The sequence below is a fragment of the Streptomyces sp. NPDC087845 genome, assembly GCF_044742755.1.
Lineage (GTDB): Bacteria > Actinomycetota > Actinomycetes > Streptomycetales > Streptomycetaceae > Streptomyces.
The window spans coordinates 153,695-169,688 of the sequence record NZ_JBIUVC010000011.1 but is presented as its reverse complement, the minus strand read 5'-3'; the positions used below and the strand labels follow the sequence as shown (position 1 = coordinate 169,688).

The following is a 15,994-nucleotide window of genomic DNA, read 5'->3' as shown; positions in this document are numbered from 1 at the left end:
CGCGCGCCCCATGCCACCTCCCCGCTTCCGACAGGAGCCCACGCCATGGCCATCGAGGTCCGCATCCCGACCATCCTCCGCACCTACACCGACGGCGCCAAGGCCGTCGAGGGCACCGGAGAGACCCTCGCCGACCTCTTCACGGACCTGGACACCCGCCACAACGGCATCCGTGAGCGCATCGTCGACGGGAACGAGCTCCGCCGCTTCGTGAACGTCTACCTCAACGACGAGGACGTCCGCTTCCTCGACGGCATCTCGACCAAGCTCAGCGACGGCGACAACGTCACCATCCTCCCGGCCGTCGCCGGCGGCATGAACTGATGCGGTACGACAGCCCGCTCGCCGCGGTGGGCAACACCCCGCTCGTCCGCCTGCCGCGGCTGTCACCGTCGGACGAGGTCCGCATCTGGGCCAAGCTGGAGGACCGCAACCCCACCGGCTCGATCAAGGACCGCCCCGCGCTCCACATGGTCGAACAGGCCGAGAAGGACGGCCGGTTGACCCCCGGCTGCACCATCCTGGAGCCCACCAGCGGCAACACCGGCATCTCGCTCGCCATGGCGGCCAAGCTCAAGGGCTACCGCATCGTGTGCGTCATGCCGGAGAACACCTCCCAGGAACGGCGCGACCTGCTCGCCATGTGGGGCGCCGAGATCATCTCCTCCCCGGCGGCGGGCGGCTCCAACACGGCCGTACGCGTCGCCAAGGAACTGGCCGCCGAGCACCCGGACTGGGTCATGCTCTACCAGTACGGCAACCCCGACAACGCGGGCGCCCACTACGCCACCACCGGCCCGGAGATCCTCACCGACCTCCCGTCCGTCACCCACTTCGTGGCGGGCCTCGGCACCACCGGCACGCTCATGGGCGTCGGCCGCTACCTGCGCGAGCACAAGCCGGACGTCAAGATCGTCGCCGCCGAGCCGCGCTACGACGACCTGGTCTACGGGCTCCGCAACCTCGACGAGGGCTTCGTGCCCGAGCTCTACGACGCCTCCGTCCTCACCACCCGCTTCTCCGTGGGTTCGGCGGACGCCGTCACCCGTACCCGCGAACTCCTCCAGCAGGAGGGCATCTTCGCGGGCATCTCCACCGGCGCCGCACTCCACGCCGCGATCGGCGTGGGAAACAAGGCCGTCAAGGCGGGGGAGCCGGCCGACATCGTCTTCGTCGTCGCGGACGGCGGCTGGAAGTACCTGTCGACGGGCGTCTACACGGCCCCGACGACGGAAGCGGCCATCGAAACACTGCACGGCCAGCTCTGGGCGTAGCCACATAGCCGCGTGCCATGCAGTCCCGCACCACGTAGCCCCGCACCCGGTCGCCGGACGAGCTGCCGGACGAGCTGAACAGCCGGCGCGTCCGGCGGCCGAGGAGATCTCCCGGCCCGGCCGTCGTTCGAGGCGCGGGGTCCGGGACGGAGCCCCGGCAGGGGAAGAGGCGAGCGGGCAAACAGGCCCCCGAGCCCGCGCCCCAACGGCGCTACCGCCCGCCCCGCCTCAGCGGAGCTTCCGCACCCGCTCCCCAACCCCCGCGCTCACGTGCCCCAACGGCGCCACCGCCCCACCCCGCGTCACCCGAGCTTCCGCACCCGCTCCCCAACCCCCGCGCTCACGTGCCCCAACGGCGCCACCCCCCCACCCCGCGTCACCCGAGCTTCCGCACCCGCTCCCAAACCTCCGCGTCCACCACACCCACACGCCGCCGGAAACCTCGCACGGCGACCTCCCGCAGCTCGTCCGTCTCCAGGAAACTCGCCCGCCCCCGCACATCCCCCACCGTCCCCGCGGGCAGCGCGATCACCCCGGGCCGCTCCTCGTGATGCTTGCTGGTGATCTTCACAACGAGCGCCGAGCCGCCCCGTACCGACAGCACCAGACAGGGCCGGTCCTTCGCCCCGGGCCCGTCCTCGTACGGCACCTCGGCCCACCAGATCTCACCCGGCCTCGGCCTTCGCTCCGGCCCCGGCTCACGCCCCGGCCCCGCGGGCGGACGTGTCCGCCCGCCCGGACGCCCACCGGAGCGCGTCCCCGCCGGTCTTCCGGAACGCCCGCCCGGCCGTCGTCCGCCCCGCCCCCGCCCGTCGGCGACCGCCGCGACGAGAGCGAGCAGCACGACAACGGCGAACGCGATCCACCACCAGGACATGTCCATGTCCCGACCGTACCGGCGTCCCGGCCTCTTCCATCGAACCGGTGACAGAGCAGGTGAGTTCCCCCACAACGGACGGCCGTGGAGGAGCGACCGGCTGTTTCGCGCCTTAGGCTCGACAAACCGCTCAACAGACCGCACGAACCCTCCCCGTTCCCACGCCTCGGAGGTTCACGCTCCATGAAGCTCACCGTCGTCGGCTGCTCCGGCTCGTTCCCGTCCGCGGGATCGGCATGTTCGAGCTACCTCGTAGAGGCCGACGGCTTCAGGCTGCTCCTCGACATGGGCAACGGCGCCCTCGGCGAGCTGCAGCGCCATGTCGGTCTCTACGACCTCGACGCCATCTTCCTCAGCCACCTGCATGTCGATCACTGCATCGACATGTGCGCGTACTTCGTCGTCCGCTACTACCGGCACGACGGGGGCCGCCCCGGGCCCCTCCCGGTCTACGGCCCCGACGGCACCGAGCAGCGGCTGACCACCGCGCACGGCGACACCCCGTCCGAGCGGGCGATGAGCGAGGTCTTCGACTTCCACACGCTGAAGCCCGGCTCCTTCGAGATCGGCCCCTTCTCGGTCCGTACGGAGAAGGTCTGCCACCCCGTCGACTCCTTCGCCATCCGCATCGAGCACGGCGGCCGCTCGCTCACGTACTCCGGCGACACGGGTGCCTGCGAGGCCCTGGACGAGCTCGCCAAGGGCGTCGATCTGTTCCTCTGCGAAGCATCGTTCATCCATGGCAAGGAGGACATCCCGGACCTCCATCTCAATGGCCGCGAGGCGGGCGAGATCGCCGCCCGCGCCGGAGTGGGACGGCTCGTCCTCACCCACATCCCGCCGTGGACCGATGCCGACCGCAACCTGGCCGATGCCCGTCTGCTCTACGGCGGGCCGGTCGAGGTGGCGGCACCGGGCGCGGTCTACGAGATCTGACAGCCCGGCCGACGCCGCGGACGCGACGGAGCCCTCACCTCCCGCCGGGAAGGTGAGGGCTCCGAGCCGTCGTAGGGGGAAGACCCGTGCGGAGGGCTACTTCGCCTCGGCCTTGAGGAGCTCGGCCAGCTCCTCGTCGGACTCGCGGCCCGGGGTCGGCAGATTGAACTTGGTGATCGCGAAGCGGAAGACCACGTAGTAGACCACCGCGAAGCAGAGGCCGACCAGCACCAGCAGCCATGGCTTGCTCGCGATGCCGAGGTTCAGGAAGAAGTCGACCGCTCCCGCGGAGAAGCCGAAGCCGTCCTTCATGCCGAGGGCCCAGGTGAGGGCCATCGAGACGCCGGTGAGCACCGCGTGGATCGCGTACAGCACCGGGGCGATGAACATGAACGTGAACTCGATCGGCTCGGTCACACCGGTCACGAACGCGGTCAGCGCGAGGGAGAACATCATGCCGCCGACGACCTTGCGGCGCTCCGGACGGGCGCAGTGGACGATCGCGAGGCAGGCCGCCGGGAGGGCGAACATCATGATCGGGAAGAAGCCGGTCATGAACTGTCCGGCCGTCGGGTCGCCGGCCAGGAAGCGGTTGATGTCGCCGCTCTTGCCGTGGTACTCACCGGCCTGGAACCACGGGAACGAGTTCAGCAGGTGGTGCATGCCGACGGGGATCAGCGCACGGTTGGCGACACCGAAGATGCCCGCGCCGACGGCGCCGGAACCGACCAGCCACTCGCCGAAGTTGTGCAGAACGGTGCCGAGCACCGGCCAGATGTAACCGAAGACGACGCCGATGACCAGGCCCGCGAAGGCGGAGAGGATCGGCACCAGACGGCGGCCGCCGAAGAAGCCCGCCCAGGCGGGCAGCTTCGTCCGGTAGAACTTCTGGTAGAGCAGCGCCACGACGATGCCCATCACCACACCGCCGAGGACCTTCGCGTCCACGGGGGCGTCCGTCATGACGATCTTGCCGTCGACGACGGTCGCGACCTGCGGGAGGTTGCTGTCGGTGAAGGTGGCGAGCACCTTCTGGAAGACCAGGTAGCCCGTGACGGCGGCGAGTGCGGTCGAGCCGTCCGACTTCTTGGCGAAGCCGATCGCGATGCCGACGGCGAACAGCAGCGCCATGTTGTCGAGGATCGCGTTGCCACCCGCGGACATGAAGCTCGCGATCTTGGTGACGAAGTCCGGGAACGACGCCCTGCCGAGCATGTCGTCGTTGCCGAGGCGGACCAGCAGCGCGGCCGCGGGCAGCACCGCGACCGGCAGCATGAGGCTGCGGCCGATGCGCTGCATGACAGCCATCGCGCCGGCGCCCTTCTTCTTGGTGGCCGCGGGTGCGGCGTCTGCCGTGGACATCAGCTTCCTCCATGGGGCAAGGCGCCGCCCGGGTCGGCGATCGGGGGGAGGCGGCGACTCGAAGAACGCGGCAGAACGCCACGTGGTCTGAACCACTCAGTGGTGTAGACCAGTTGTAACACGGTGAGGGCGAGATAAGGAACCTGTGCATTCCGACTACTTCGCATGAGCTATCACCCACGCTCGGTGATACGGCGAAGACCCCCGGACGGAAGGGTCCGAGGGCCTTCTCCGGGCGGGCCGAAAGGCCCGTCCGACCTGCTACTTCGTGAGGTCCCTCTCGATCTCCTCCTCCACCTCGTCGGGCTCCCGGCCCGGCGTCTGGAGGTTGAACCTGGTGATCGCGAACCGGAAGATCGCGTAATACGCGGCGGCGAAGACCAGGCCGATCGGAATGATCAGCCATGGTTTCGTCGCGAGGCTCCAGTTGATGACGTAGTCGATCAGGCCCGCGGAGAAACTGAAGCCGTCCTTCACCCCGAGTGCCCATGTCACCGCCATCGAGACGCCGGTGAGCACCGCGTGGATCGCGTACAGCAGCGGTGCGACGAAGAGGAACGAGTACTCGATCGGCTCGGTGATGCCCGTCACGAACGAGGTCAGGCCGACCGAGAGCATCATGCCGCCGACCGCCTTCCGGCGATGCGGCTTGGCGCAGTGGTAGATCGCCAGTGCCGCCGCCGGGAGGGCGAACATCATGATCGGGAAGAAGCCCGAGGTGAACTGGCCGGCCGTCGGGTCACCCGCCAGGAACCGGTTGATGTCACCGTGCACGACGGTGCCGTCCGGCTTGGTGAAGTCGCCGAACTGGAACCAGACGAACGTGTTCAGGAACTGGTGGAGTCCGATGACCAGCAACGCGCGGTTGGCGACGCCGAAGATGCCGGAGCCCACCCAGTCCAGGTCCACCAGCCACTTGGAGAAGCCGGTCAGACCGTCGCCGACCGGCTGCCAGAGCCATGCGCACAGCGCCGCGAAGAGAAGGCCGACGAACGCCATGATGATCGGGACGAGCCGGCGGCCGTTGAAGAAGCCCAGCCAGTCCACCAGCCTGACCCGGTGGTACCGCTGCCAGAACCAGGCGGACAGCAGACCCATCACGATGCCGCCGAACACCCCCGGGTTCTGGTACTCGGCCGCCGTGACCTTCGCACCGGCGGTGACGCAGGTGCCGAACCAGGTGCCGCCGGAAGTGAACGTCGAACCGGGGGCGCAGTCCACCGGGAAGGCGTGCAGCACCGCGTAATAGACGAGGAAGCCGGCCACCGCGGCGAGTGCGGTCGAACCGTCCGACTTCTTCGCCATGCCGATCGCCACACCGATGCAGAACAGCAGCGGAAGACCGAGTCCCGAATCGAGCAGTGCGCCGCCCGCGGCCGCGAACACCTTGGCGACATGGCCCCAGCGCAGACCCTCGTTGCCGAATACGTCCGGCTGGCCCAGCCGGTTGAGAATGCCTGCCGCCGGCAGGACCGCGATCGGGAGCTGGAGGCTGCGGCCCATCTTCTGGAGGCCCTGGAAGAGGCCGTTCCACCACGTCTTCCGTGGTACCGCGGCACTGCTTGAGCTCATCGGCGTCCTCCCGGAACAAGGTGCGGTCGGGGGTCGTTGCGCACTGGTGTAGACCAGTTGGGGTACGGTGCGTAACCCGCCTGGAAGACAGGGCACCGATGATCGTCATCATTGGGGACGGTCCAGATGCTCGCTCGCGAAGCTGGGCCAAACGTGCGTTACGGTGACGAAACGGACCCAGGGTGGGCCGTCGCACGCATGTGAACAACCAGGGAGAAGGCCATGGCCAGCAAGGCTGAGAAGATCGTCGCCGGGCTCGGCGGTATCGAGAACATCGACGAGATCGAAGGCTGCATCACGCGCCTCCGCACCGAGGTCCACGACCCCAGCAAGGTCGACGAAGCCGCGCTCAAGGCCGCCGGAGCCCACGGCGTCGTCAAGATGGGCACCGCGATCCAGGTCGTCATCGGCACCGACGCCGACCCGATCGCCGCGGACATCGAAGACATGATGTGACCGGCCGCCCGACCCGCGGCTGACCCCTCGGCCGCACCCCCGGCCGCCCCGCCGGACCCCCACCGGGCCGGACGGACCACCCGGCACCGGCACCCCGCAGGCCCCGCTCCCCCCGGACGGGGCCTGCGCCGCACCCGAACGGGCGCCACCCCCGCACCCGATAGGGTCGATGCCATGTCTCGTATCGACGGCCGCACCCCCGAACAGCTCCGCCCCGTCACCATCGAACGCGGATGGAGCAAGCACGCCGAAGGTTCCGTACTCATCTCCTTCGGCGACACCAAGGTCTTCTGCACCGCCTCCGTCACCGAAGGCGTCCCCCGCTGGCGCAAGGGCAGCGGCGAAGGCTGGGTCACCGCCGAATACTCCATGCTGCCCCGCTCCACCAACACCCGCGGCGACCGCGAATCCGTACGCGGCAAGATCGGCGGCCGCACCCACGAGATCAGCCGGCTCGTCGGCCGCTCCCTGCGCGCCGTCGTCGACTACAAGGCCCTCGGCGAGAACACCATCGTCCTCGACTGCGACGTCCTCCAGGCCGACGGCGGCACCCGCACCGCCGCCATCACCGGCGCCTACGTCGCCCTCGCCGACGCCGTCGCCTGGGCCCAGCGCAAGAAGCTCGTCAAGCACGGCCGCAAGCCGCTGACCGACACCGTCTCCGCGATCAGCGTCGGCATCGTCGACGGCACCCCCCTCCTCGACCTCTGCTACGAGGAGGACGTCCGCGCCGAAACCGACATGAACGTCGTCTGCACCGGCGACGGCCGCTTCGTCGAAGTCCAGGGCACCGCCGAGGCCGCCCCCTTCGACCGCAAGGAACTGGGCGCCCTCCTCGACCTCGCCACCGCCGGCTGCGCAGACCTCACCCTCTTCCAGAACGAGGCCCTCGCCCGCACCCTGGGCGAGTGAAGAAGCAACCACATACGCACCGCGACGCGTCGTTACGGGCACGGGCGCACGGATCGAACCGTGCGCCCGTCCGCGTATCCGCACCCGGGGAGGAACCGCACCATGGCCCAGGCCGCCCGCCACCGACGCACCACCGTCGCGCTGACCCTGACCGCCCTCACCCTCACGCTCACCGCGACAGCCGGCTGCGGCGCCGTGGACAAGGCACTCGACTGCGTGCGTACCGCCGACGCCATCGCCACCAGCGTCGACAACCTCCAACAGGCCGTCTCCAACGCGTCCAACGACCCCACCCAGGCGTCCGAAGCCCTCGACGACATCGAGAAGGAACTCGGCAACCTCGGCGACAAGACCGACAACGCCGACCTCGGCAAGGCCGTCGACAAACTCCAGGCAGGCGTGGGCAACGTCCGCGACTCCATCGACAAGGGCGACTCCACCCCCGACGTCACCCCGGTCACCGACGCCGCCAAGGAGATCGGCAAGGTCTGCACCCCCTGACCACCCCCGATACTGGGTGACATGACCCGCCTCATCCTCGCCACCCGCAACGCCGGGAAGATCACCGAACTCCACGCGATCCTCGCCGACGCAGACCTCGACCACGAACTCGTCGGCGCGGACGCGTACCCCGACATCCCCGACGTCAAGGAGACCGGCGTCACCTTCGCCGAGAACGCCCTGCTCAAGGCCCACGCCCTCGCCCGCGCCACCGGCCACCCCGCCGTCGCCGACGACTCCGGCCTCTGCGTGGACGTACTCGGCGGCGCCCCCGGCATCTTCTCCGCCCGCTGGTCCGGAACCCACGGCGACGACAAGGCCAACCTGGACCTGCTCCTGGCCCAGCTCTCCGACATCGGCACCCCCCACCGCCGGGCCCACTTCGCCTGCGCCGCCGCCCTCGCCCTCCCCGACGGCACGGAACGCGTGGTCGAGGGCCGCCTGACGGGCACCCTGCGCCACATCCCGTCCGGCACGAACGGCTTCGGCTACGACCCGATCCTCCAGCCGGACGGCTCCACCCGCACCTGCGCCGAACTGACCCCCGCGGAGAAGAACGCGATCAGCCACCGCGGCAAGGCGTTCCGCGCGCTGGTACCGGTGGTGCGGGAGCTGCTGGGGTGATGCAAAAGTGCCTGGTCTCCCACTGGGAGGGGACCAGGCACCTCTGCTTCCGGTGCGCCCGGTCGGATTCGAACCGACATACACGACCACCTAAAGATCGCCGCTCAACCAGATGGCGTACGGGCGCGCAACGTCGCCCAGCTTACTTCCCTCTGTGGGGTGACGGTGGTGGGTAGGAGGAAGACTCCTGCCGCCCGATGTCAGATGCCACGGCGCCGACCACCACCACGGCACCAAGTGGTCATGACGGCATGGCAGTTGGGGCAGAGCAGGCGCAGATTCCGAGGTTGATTGTTCCGCCAGTCACCGTTGATGTGATCGACCTTGAGCGGGAGCGGTCGGCCCCGCCAGGTCGGCTCCACACCGCACATCGCACAGCGCTCGTCGACGCCGATGGCCGCCCACCACGTCGAGGCCGGGGCTCCGCAGTACCTGGCACATGGTGCTCGATGAAGCAACCACAGGCTCCAGGACATCCCTCGTCCAGCGTGTGCCTCCGCGCTCGAAGTGTCCGGTGGCTATGCCCATTTCCTTCATCCGATCGGCGATGTATCGCCGTGTTGAACTCTTTGGATCGACCCCGAGCTTCGTCAGCGCCTCGGACAGTGTCCGCGATGACGAGGCAGCCCCAGGTGTCAGAACTTCGGGTCCGGCGTCTGGGACGCGACCAGTTCCGCCGCCTCCTCCGGTGTCTCCACCGACGGTGGGGAGCCGGCCAGGGGCTGCTGGGCGGTTTCCTTCATGCAGGCCACGGCGATCGCGCCGACCAGGGCCGCCGCCATCGCGTAGTAGGCCGGCATCAGCTCGGTGCCGCTCCAGCTGATCAGGGCCGTGATCACCAGCGGGGTCGTACCGCCGAAGAGGGAGGCCGAGAGGTTGTAGCCCACCGAGAGGGAGCCGTAGCGGACGTGGGTGGGGAAGAGGGCCGGGAGGGCGGCGGACATGGTGCCGAGCATGCAGACGAGGGAGAGGCCCAGCATCAGCATGCCGATGGTGACGGCGGGGATGCCGCCCTGGCGGATGAGGAGGAAGGCGGGGAGCGAGAGGAGGAGGAAGCCGAGCATGCCGGTCATCAGGAGCGGCTTGCGGCCGAAGCGGTCGGAGAGCCTGCCGACCTGATTGATGATCAGCATCAGGAAGACCATGACGGCGAGCAGGATGAGCAGGCCGTGGGTCTCGCTGTAGCCGAGTTCGTCGGAGAGGTAGGTCGGCATGTACGACAGCAGCATGTAGTCGGTGATGTTGTACGCGCCGACCAGGCAGATGCAGAGGACCAGCGACGGCCAGTACTGCCGGAAGATCTTGGCGAGGTCGCCCTTGGCGGTGGTCTCGACGCCGTCGGCGGCCTCCGTCGCGTGGGCGGTGCCGCCTTCCAGTTTCTGGAACGCGGGGGTCTCGTCCAGGCGCAGTCGCAGATAGAGGCCGACCAGGCCGAGGGGGCCCGCGACGAGGAACGGGATGCGCCAGCCCCAGGCTTCCATCTGGCCGGAGTCGAGCATCGCGGTCAGCGCGGTGACGAGTCCGGCGGCGCCGACGTAGCCGGCCAGGGTGCCGAATTCGAGGAAGCTGCCGAAGTAGCCGCGGCGCTTGTCGGGGGCGTACTCGGCGATGAAGGTGGAGGCGCCGCCGTACTCGCCGCCGGTGGAGAAGCCCTGGACCAGGCGGAAGAAGATCAGCAGGACGGGGGCCCACAGCCCGATGGAGTCGTGGGAGGGGATGACGCCGATCGCGAAGGTGCCGACCGCCATCATGATCATGGTGAGGGCGAGGACCTTCTTGCGGCCGATCCTGTCGCCCATGGGGCCGAAGAACATCCCGCCGAGGGGGCGGACGAGGAAGGCCACGGCGAAGGTGGCGAAGGAGGAGAGGAGCTGGGTGGTGTGGTTCCCGGACGGGAAGAACACATGGCCCAGGGTGGCGGCCAGGTAGGAGTAGATCCCGAAGTCGAACCACTCCATGGCGTTCCCGAGCGATGCCGCCTTCACCGCCCGCTTGACCGCCCGGTCGTCGGTGACGGTGATGTCCGTCCGGCGCAGCTTCGGGTTCTTCCGCTGCCGGACGGCGCGGAAGAGGGCGGGGTGGCGTTTGACCGCTTCCGGGTCGGCCGCCTGGTGGGGGTCGGGGGCCGCCATGGCCGGGTCCTCTCCTCGGGGGGTGTTCCAGGAAAGGCTTCTGCGCGGTCATGGCGGTTGCAAACCCGACCGATGGCCGAATGGGATGTCCCTCACACCGTTCAGCCGTACGGGGCAGTGCCGGGGGCCGGGGTTCAGATGCCGAGATCCTTGATGATCTTGGCTACGTGGCCGGTGGCCCTGACGTTGTAGAGGGCCCGCTCGACCTTGCCGTTCTCGTCCACGACGATCGTGGAGCGGATGACGCCCGTCACCGTTTTGCCGTAGAGCTTCTTCTCGCCGAAGGCGCCGTATGCCTCAAGGGTCTCCTTGGAGGGGTCGCCGACCAGGGTGACCTTGAGGTCTTCCTTCTCGCGGAACTTGGCGAGCTTCTCGGGCTTGTCGGGGGAGACGCCGATGACGTCGTATCCGGCGCCGGCGAGCAGGTCCAGGTTGTCGGTGAAGTCGCAGGCCTGCTTGGTGCAGCCGGGGGTGAGGGCGGCCGGGTAGAAGTAGACGATGACCTTGCGGCCCTGGTGGTCGGCGAGCGAGATCTCGTTGCCGTCGGCGTCGGGGAGGGTGAAGGCGGGGGCGGTGTCGCCGGGCTGGAGTCGCTCGCTCATGGTTCTCCTCAGATGGCACGTGGGGTGTACGGGACCGAGCGTAATAGGGGTGCCGCCGGGTGCATGGGCGGTCGAGCTGACAGACTGTCGATGAAGGTGTACCGGACGAGGACCACGGAGGCGGCGCAGTGTCGGATGCCAGGACCCCTGCGCAGATCGAGGCGGACATCATCAGCAGGCGTGAGCAGCTTGCGGTGGTGCTCGATGAGATCGGGGTGCGGGTGCACCCGAAGACGATCATGGGTGACGCGAAGGCCAGGGCCGCCGAGGCCGTGGACCGGACGGCCGGGCGGGCTTTTGTCGCGGTGAACCGGACGGTGTCGGACGTGAAGGCGCGGTTCGTGTCCGAGGACGGTGCTCCGCGTCTGGAGCGGGTGATTCCGGCGGCGCTGCTCGCGGTGGGCGTCGTGGGTCTGCTCACGGCGTCGAAGCGGCGCCGGAAGAAGTGAGGGCGCGGTCCGTGCACCCCGGAGGGGCGGGGGGCCGCGGCGGGCAGGTAGGTTGCGGGGCGTGAGCGAGAACACCGACGACAAGCTGCCCATCCGCATGCTGCACGACCGTGTGCTGGTCCGGTCCGATACGCCTGAGGGCGAGCGGCGTTCCGGTGGCGGCATCCTGATTCCGGCGACGGCTGCGGTCGGCCGCCGGCTGGCCTGGGCCGTGGTGGTCGCGGTGGGCCAGAACGTGCGGACGGTGGAGCCGGGGGACCGGGTGCTGTACGACCCCGAGGACCGTGCCGAGGTCGAGGTGCGCGGGGTGGCGTACGTGCTGATGCGCGAGCGGGATCTGCATGCGGTGGCGGCGGACCGGTTCGAGGGGTCGGTGGATTCCACCGGGCTGTACCTGTAGTCGGCGGCTGCCGTCCGGCGGCAGTGGCGAGTGGGGCCTGGTGACCGGTGTCACCAGGCCCTTTGCGTGTTCTTTGCTACGGTGGAGCCACCCCGACGAGACGCGCCGTACCGGGTTTCGCAAAGACGACGCACCCCGTGTTGTTCGCGTTTTCTGTCTCGTCGGAGGTGCCGTCATGGCGTGGGTTCTGCTGATTGTCGCCGGTCTGCTCGAAGTGGCCTGGTCGATCGGGATGAAGTACACCGAGGGGTTCACCCGGCTGTGGCCGAGTGTGTTCACGGGTCTCGGGATCGTCGCGAGCATGCTGTTGCTGTCCCATGCGGCGAGGACGTTGCCGATCGGTACGGCGTACGGCGTGTGGGTCGGTATCGGTGCGGCCGGTGCGGCGGTTCTCGGCATGGTGGTGCTCAACGAGCCGGTGACCGCCGCCCGGATCTTCTTCGTCTGTCTGCTGCTGGTGGCCGTCGTGGGGCTGAAGGCGACCTCGGGTCACTGACGCGGGGCGGCCGGGGGCGCGGGGGGTGCCGGGGTGCCCCGGGCGCCCGGGAGGAAGCCGTTGCCGTCCCCGCCGCCGTTGTCGCCGCCGCGGGGGCCACCGTTGTCCCCGCCGCCGTTTTCCGGCCCGCCGTTCAGGGTTCCGCCGTTCTCCGGCCCGCCGTTCTGGGTTCCGCCGGCCGCGGGGTTGTCGGTGCCCGTGCCGCCGGGGGCGGGTTCGTTGCTCCCCGGGCTCGACGGGCTGCTGGGCGCGGTGCTCCCGGGGCTGCCGGGCTGCGTGCCGGAGGGGCGTCCGGACGGTGTCCGGGTGGTGCCGGGGCTGGTGTTCCCCCCGGTGGGCGGGGCGGTTTCGGCGGCCCCGCTTTCGAGGTCGAGGTCGAAGTCCTGGGCGGGGGTGCCGCGCAGCGCCGCCTCGGTGTACTGGGCCCAGGTCTGGGCGGGGGTGCCGCCGCCGTTGATGCGGGCCAGTCCGAGTGCTCCGTAGAGCGGTTTCTGTACGCCGGTGCCGGGGTCCTGGCCCATGACGGCGATGACGGTGGCGAGGTCGGGGGTGTAGCCGGCGAACCAGGCCGCCTTGTCCTCCTCGGCGGTGCCGGTCTTGCCCGCGGCGGGGCGGCCGGCGCCCTGGGCGGCGGTGCCGGTGCCGCCCTCGACGACGCTGCGGAGGATCGAGGTGGTGGTGTCGGCGGCCTCGCGGCCGACGGCCTGCTCGGTGTGTCGGCCGGGGAGTTCCAGGTCCTCGCCGCCCTTGCTGACCTTGTCGACGAGGACGTACGCGCCGTGTCTGCCGTGGTTGGCGAGGGTGGCGTACGCCTCGGCCATGTCGAGGACGCTGGCGGTCGCGACGCCGAGCGCGACGGACGGGTACGGGGCGAGGTCGGGGGTGTTCTTGGGGATGCCGAGGTCGATGGCGGTCTGCTTGACCTTGGCGGGGCCGACGTCCTCGGCCATCTGGGCGTAGACGGCGTTGACGGACTTGTCGGTGGCGGCGCGGACGGTGAGGGGCCCGTAGTCGATGTCGTCCTCGTTGGCGGGGGCGTATCCGGTGGGCCCGGCCGGGCCTTGGACCATGCGCTTGTTGGTGCCGTCGTACACGGTGTTGGGGGTGATGGGCCGGCCGTCCTGGGTGGTGGAGCCGTTGGCGACGGCGGAGGTGAAGACGAACGGCTTGAAGGTGGAGCCGACCTGGTAGTCACGGCGGGTCGCGTTGTTCACGTACTGCTTGGTGTAGTCGACACCGCCGTACATGGCGACGACGCGGCCGGTGCGGGGGTCGATGGAGGCACCGCCGACACGGACGTCGCGGTCGGCCTTGCGGTCGGTGCTCGTCTGGGACATGACGTTGTCGTCCACGGCCTTGACGAGCGCGTTCTGTTTCTTCTTCTCCAGTGTGGTGGTGATCCGGTAGCCGCCGGTGGCCAGGGTGTTCTCGTCGATGACCTCGTTGCTGGTGAGGTAGTCCTCGACGGCCTGGACGATGTAGCCGCGCTGTCCGGAGAGCCCGGTGGGTGGCCTGACCTTGCCGGGTACGGGGAATGTCATGGCCGCGCGTGGGCCGGCGCCGAGCCACTTCTCCTTGACCATGCCGTCGAGCACGTAGTTCCAGCGCGCGAGGGCGGCGGCCTTGTTCTCGGGGTGGACGACGACGTCGTACGCGCTGGGCGCGTTGAGCAGAGAGGCGAGATAGGCGCCCTCGGCGGTGGTGATGCCGCCGGCGTCCTTGCCGTAGTAGGCCTGTGCGGCGGCCTGGATGCCGTAGGCGTTGCGGCCGAAGTAGCTGGTGTTGAGGTAGCCCTCGAAGATCTGGCTCTTGGACTCCTCGCGGTTGAGTTTGACCGCGATGAAGAACTCCTTGATCTTGCGGACGACGGTCTGTTCCTGGCCGAGGTAGTAGTTCTTGACGTACTGCTGGGTGATGGTCGAGCCGCCCTGTTTGCCCTTGCCGGTGAGGGTGTTCCAGGCGGCGCGGGCCATGGCTTTGACGTCGACGGCCCGTTCGGAGTAGAAGTCGCGGTCCTCCGCGGCGAGGACGGCGTGCTGGACGGTGAGCGGGACCTGGGCGAGTGTGACGTTCTCCCGGTTGACCTCGCCGGAGCGGGCGATGACGCTGCCGTCCTTGTAGAGGTAGAGGTTCGACTGCGCGGTCGCGCTGGCGTTGGCGGGCGGGATCTCGACGAGCTCGTACCCGGCGATGAATCCGCCGATCAGGAGCAGGGCGACGAGGAGGGCGGCGCCGAGGACCATCCGCCAGGTGGGGACGGCGCGGCGCCAGCCGGTGCGCCTGGGCCGCTTGGGCTTCTTCGCCGGGCCGGCTCCCTCGCTCGGTTCCCCGCTGTGGCTGCCGTGGGCGGCCGGGGTCCTGGGGTCCCGGCCCGGGGGTTCGTGTTCCCCGCCCGGCTGCTGTGGCTCGTCGCTCATGTCCGTGCAGACTCCTCGACCGCGGTCAGTTCTCCCATAGTGCCCTTTTCCACGGAATAAGCACCGGATCGACCCCTGAAAAGCGGTCGCGGCGGCCGGGCCGGCTGGACTAAGGTCGTGCGCTTTGGTGTCCAACGCCGTTGGGCGCCCGAACGAAGGGGGTGAACATGGTGCGGCTGTATGCGGTGGTGGCGGCGGGAGGGTTCCGGCGCTATGCCACCTACCGGACGGCGACGGCGGCGGGAGTGTTCACCAACACCGTCTTCGGTTTCATCATGGCGTACACCTATGTGGCGCTGTGGGACGAGCGTCCGCGGCTCGGCGGCTACGACATGCCCCAGGCGCTCACCTATGTATGGCTGGGGCAGGCGCTGCTGATGACCTGCGCCATGATGGGCGGCGGTTTCGAGGACGAGCTGATCGAGCGGATCCGCACCGGCGATGTCGCGGTCGATCTCTATCGCCCGGTGGACCTCCAACTCTGGTGGATGGCAGGTGACTTGGGGCGGGCCGCGTTCCATCTGCTGGGCCGCGGCATCGTACCGATGCTGCTGGGCTCGCTCGCCTTCGACCTGGCACTGCCCGCCTCGCCGGGGATCTGGCTGGCCTTCCTCGTCTCGGTGACGCTCGGCGTCGTGGTGAGCTTCGCGATCCGCTACCTGGTGGCGCTCTCCGCGTTCTGGCTGCTGGACGGGGCGGGGGCGTCGCAGATGACGGGGCTGGCCGGGATGTTCTTCTCCGGGATGCTGCTGCCGCTGACGCTGTTCCCGGGGGTGCTGGGCGACGTGGCCCGGGTACTGCCGTGGTCGTCGCTGCTCCAGGTGCCGGCCGATGTGCTGCTCGGCAGGAGCGCCGGATGGGGGCTGGTGGAGGCGTACGCCTTCCAGGGCGGCTGGGCGCTGGTGCTGTTGCTGGCGGGGCGGTTGGTGCAGTCGGTGGCGACGCGGAGGGTGGTGGTCCAGGGTGGCTGAGACGGCCGGGGCG

At 69.4% G+C, this 15,994-nt stretch carries 17 protein-coding genes, 1 tRNA gene, 1 pseudogene and 1 riboswitch; of the genes and pseudogenes, 11 read left to right on the top strand and 8 right to left on the bottom strand.

The genetic code is table 11. The features are described 5' to 3' along the window. The first annotated feature begins 45 nt into the window (after nt 1–45). Both ACIOMQ_RS27410 and ACIOMQ_RS27405 read left to right on the top strand, forming a co-directional pair. Nucleotides 46–324 carry a MoaD/ThiS family protein gene (locus ACIOMQ_RS27410; protein ID WP_362205225.1) on the top strand — a complete coding sequence of 93 codons (279 nt, stop codon included), beginning with the start codon at nt 46–48 and terminating at the stop codon, nt 322–324. Further along, nucleotides 324–1,274 carry a cysteine synthase gene (locus ACIOMQ_RS27405; protein WP_362205222.1) on the top strand — a complete coding sequence of 317 codons (951 nt, stop codon included), beginning with the start codon at nt 324–326 and terminating at the stop codon, nt 1,272–1,274. The genes ACIOMQ_RS27410 and ACIOMQ_RS27405 overlap by 1 nt, the downstream gene beginning before the upstream one ends. Nucleotides 1,275–1,650: 376 nt before the next feature. Here the strand turns inward: ACIOMQ_RS27405 and ACIOMQ_RS27400 are convergent, their stop codons facing one another. Beyond that, nucleotides 1,651–2,157, bottom strand: a complete 507-nt coding sequence (locus ACIOMQ_RS27400; protein WP_362205219.1) for a type II toxin-antitoxin system PemK/MazF family toxin — start codon at nt 2,155–2,157, stop codon at nt 1,651–1,653. A gap of 177 nt (nt 2,158–2,334) precedes the next feature. On the opposite strand from ACIOMQ_RS27400, the gene ACIOMQ_RS27395 reads away from it, so the two are divergent. Continuing rightward, the gene (locus ACIOMQ_RS27395; protein WP_401268355.1) at nt 2,335–3,087 is read left to right on the top strand and encodes an MBL fold metallo-hydrolase; all 753 of its coding nucleotides are present in this window, start codon (nt 2,335–2,337) and stop codon (nt 3,085–3,087) included. 96 nt (nt 3,088–3,183) lie between these two features. Here ACIOMQ_RS27395 and ACIOMQ_RS27390 read toward each other — a convergent pair whose 3' ends face one another. Then, nucleotides 3,184–4,449: a PTS transporter subunit EIIC gene (locus ACIOMQ_RS27390; RefSeq protein ID WP_401268352.1), complete on the bottom strand. Its 1,266-nt coding sequence runs from the start codon at nt 4,447–4,449 to the stop codon at nt 3,184–3,186. A 261-nt stretch (nt 4,450–4,710) separates the two neighbouring features. Continuing rightward, the gene (locus tag ACIOMQ_RS27385) at nt 4,711–6,021 is read right to left on the bottom strand and encodes a PTS transporter subunit EIIC (RefSeq protein WP_402190782.1); all 1,311 of its coding nucleotides are present in this window, start codon (nt 6,019–6,021) and stop codon (nt 4,711–4,713) included. A 222-nt stretch (nt 6,022–6,243) separates the two neighbouring features. Between ACIOMQ_RS27385 and ACIOMQ_RS27380 the strand changes: the two genes are divergently transcribed. The 4 genes from ACIOMQ_RS27380 to rdgB all read left to right on the top strand — a co-directional run bounded on the left by ACIOMQ_RS27380 (nt 6,244) and on the right by rdgB (nt 8,514). Then, the gene (locus ACIOMQ_RS27380; RefSeq protein ID WP_014156020.1) at nt 6,244–6,477 is read left to right on the top strand and encodes a glucose PTS transporter subunit EIIB; all 234 of its coding nucleotides are present in this window, start codon (nt 6,244–6,246) and stop codon (nt 6,475–6,477) included. Between the two features lie 174 nt (nt 6,478–6,651). Further along, entirely contained in the window at nt 6,652–7,389 is a 738-nt protein-coding gene (rph, locus tag ACIOMQ_RS27375; RefSeq protein ID WP_389799304.1) for a ribonuclease PH, read from the top strand. 102 nt (nt 7,390–7,491) lie between these two features. Next, on the top strand, nt 7,492–7,890 hold the full coding sequence (locus ACIOMQ_RS27370) for a hypothetical protein (RefSeq protein ID WP_362205204.1): 399 nt from the start codon (nt 7,492–7,494) through the stop codon (nt 7,888–7,890). Nucleotides 7,891–7,911: 21 nt separating this feature from the next. Next, entirely contained in the window at nt 7,912–8,514 is a 603-nt protein-coding gene (gene rdgB / locus ACIOMQ_RS27365) for an RdgB/HAM1 family non-canonical purine NTP pyrophosphatase (RefSeq protein WP_401268344.1), read from the top strand. Nucleotides 8,515–8,567: 53 nt separating this feature from the next. On the opposite strand, the gene ACIOMQ_RS27360 is transcribed toward rdgB, so the two are convergent. The 4 genes and pseudogenes from ACIOMQ_RS27360 to bcp form a co-directional block, all read right to left on the bottom strand. Next, nucleotides 8,568–8,641 (bottom strand) — tRNA-Leu (locus tag ACIOMQ_RS27360). Between the two features lie 73 nt (nt 8,642–8,714). Then, a pseudogene (locus ACIOMQ_RS27355) lies at nt 8,715–9,153 on the bottom strand (hypothetical protein). Further along, nucleotides 9,150–10,646, bottom strand: coding sequence for a glycine betaine/L-proline transporter ProP (proP, locus tag ACIOMQ_RS27350; RefSeq protein WP_362205198.1), 1,497 nt, complete (start codon nt 10,644–10,646; stop codon nt 9,150–9,152). The pseudogene ACIOMQ_RS27355 and the gene proP overlap by 4 nt, the downstream one beginning before the upstream one ends. 134 nt (nt 10,647–10,780) lie before the next feature. After that, nucleotides 10,781–11,248, bottom strand: a complete 468-nt coding sequence (gene bcp / locus ACIOMQ_RS27345) for a thioredoxin-dependent thiol peroxidase (protein WP_362205195.1) — start codon at nt 11,246–11,248, stop codon at nt 10,781–10,783. 128 nt (nt 11,249–11,376) lie between these two features. Here bcp and ACIOMQ_RS27340 point away from each other — a divergent pair, with 128 nt between their 5' ends. The 3 genes from ACIOMQ_RS27340 to ACIOMQ_RS27330 all read left to right on the top strand — a co-directional run bounded on the left by ACIOMQ_RS27340 (nt 11,377) and on the right by ACIOMQ_RS27330 (nt 12,593). After that, nucleotides 11,377–11,697 carry a DUF3618 domain-containing protein gene (locus ACIOMQ_RS27340; RefSeq protein WP_401756886.1) on the top strand — a complete coding sequence of 107 codons (321 nt, stop codon included), beginning with the start codon at nt 11,377–11,379 and terminating at the stop codon, nt 11,695–11,697. 61 nt (nt 11,698–11,758) lie between these two features. After that, on the top strand, nt 11,759–12,097 hold the full coding sequence (locus tag ACIOMQ_RS27335) for a co-chaperone GroES (RefSeq protein WP_030923137.1): 339 nt from the start codon (nt 11,759–11,761) through the stop codon (nt 12,095–12,097). A gap of 70 nt (nt 12,098–12,167) precedes the next feature. Next, nucleotides 12,168–12,232, top strand: a riboswitch (guanidine-III (ykkC-III) riboswitch). A gap of 40 nt (nt 12,233–12,272) precedes the next feature. After that, a complete protein-coding gene (locus tag ACIOMQ_RS27330; RefSeq protein WP_362205189.1) occupies nt 12,273–12,593 on the top strand; it encodes a multidrug efflux SMR transporter in 321 nt (106 codons plus the stop codon). Here the strand turns inward: ACIOMQ_RS27330 and ACIOMQ_RS27325 are convergent. Continuing rightward, nucleotides 12,587–15,010 carry a transglycosylase domain-containing protein gene (locus tag ACIOMQ_RS27325; RefSeq protein ID WP_402190778.1) on the bottom strand — a complete coding sequence of 808 codons (2,424 nt, stop codon included), beginning with the start codon at nt 15,008–15,010 and terminating at the stop codon, nt 12,587–12,589. The two genes, ACIOMQ_RS27330 and ACIOMQ_RS27325, sit on opposite strands and share 7 nt — an antisense overlap. Nucleotides 15,011–15,180: 170 nt before the next feature. Between ACIOMQ_RS27325 and ACIOMQ_RS27320 the strand changes: the two genes are divergently transcribed. Continuing rightward, nucleotides 15,181–15,981: an ABC transporter permease gene (locus tag ACIOMQ_RS27320; RefSeq protein ID WP_401268510.1), complete on the top strand. Its 801-nt coding sequence runs from the start codon at nt 15,181–15,183 to the stop codon at nt 15,979–15,981. Nucleotides 15,982–15,994 lie beyond the last annotated feature (13 nt).

Excerpts from the sequence above, each read along its gene's own strand:
- ACIOMQ_RS27380 (WP_014156020.1), top strand. The coding sequence starts at position 6,244 with ATGGCCAGCAAGGCTGAGAAGATCGTCGCCGGGCTCGGCGGTATCGAG.
- rdgB (WP_401268344.1), top strand. The coding sequence starts at position 7,912 with ATGACCCGCCTCATCCTCGCCACCCGCAACGCCGGGAAGATCACCGAA.
- proP (WP_362205198.1), bottom strand. The coding sequence starts at position 10,646 with ATGGCGGCCCCCGACCCCCACCAGGCGGCCGACCCGGAAGCGGTCAAA.
- ACIOMQ_RS27370 (WP_362205204.1), top strand. The coding sequence starts at position 7,492 with ATGGCCCAGGCCGCCCGCCACCGACGCACCACCGTCGCGCTGACCCTG.
- ACIOMQ_RS27405 (WP_362205222.1), top strand. The coding sequence starts at position 324 with ATGCGGTACGACAGCCCGCTCGCCGCGGTGGGCAACACCCCGCTCGTC.
- rph (WP_389799304.1), top strand. The coding sequence starts at position 6,652 with ATGTCTCGTATCGACGGCCGCACCCCCGAACAGCTCCGCCCCGTCACC.
- ACIOMQ_RS27385 (WP_402190782.1), bottom strand. The coding sequence starts at position 6,021 with ATGAGCTCAAGCAGTGCCGCGGTACCACGGAAGACGTGGTGGAACGGC.
- ACIOMQ_RS27325 (WP_402190778.1), bottom strand. The coding sequence starts at position 15,010 with ATGAGCGACGAGCCACAGCAGCCGGGCGGGGAACACGAACCCCCGGGC.
- ACIOMQ_RS27395 (WP_401268355.1), top strand. The coding sequence starts at position 2,335 with ATGAAGCTCACCGTCGTCGGCTGCTCCGGCTCGTTCCCGTCCGCGGGA.
- ACIOMQ_RS27390 (WP_401268352.1), bottom strand. The coding sequence starts at position 4,449 with ATGTCCACGGCAGACGCCGCACCCGCGGCCACCAAGAAGAAGGGCGCC.
- ACIOMQ_RS27330 (WP_362205189.1), top strand. The coding sequence starts at position 12,273 with ATGGCGTGGGTTCTGCTGATTGTCGCCGGTCTGCTCGAAGTGGCCTGG.
- bcp (WP_362205195.1), bottom strand. The coding sequence starts at position 11,248 with ATGAGCGAGCGACTCCAGCCCGGCGACACCGCCCCCGCCTTCACCCTC.
- ACIOMQ_RS27410 (WP_362205225.1), top strand. The coding sequence starts at position 46 with ATGGCCATCGAGGTCCGCATCCCGACCATCCTCCGCACCTACACCGAC.
- ACIOMQ_RS27400 (WP_362205219.1), bottom strand. The coding sequence starts at position 2,157 with ATGGACATGTCCTGGTGGTGGATCGCGTTCGCCGTTGTCGTGCTGCTC.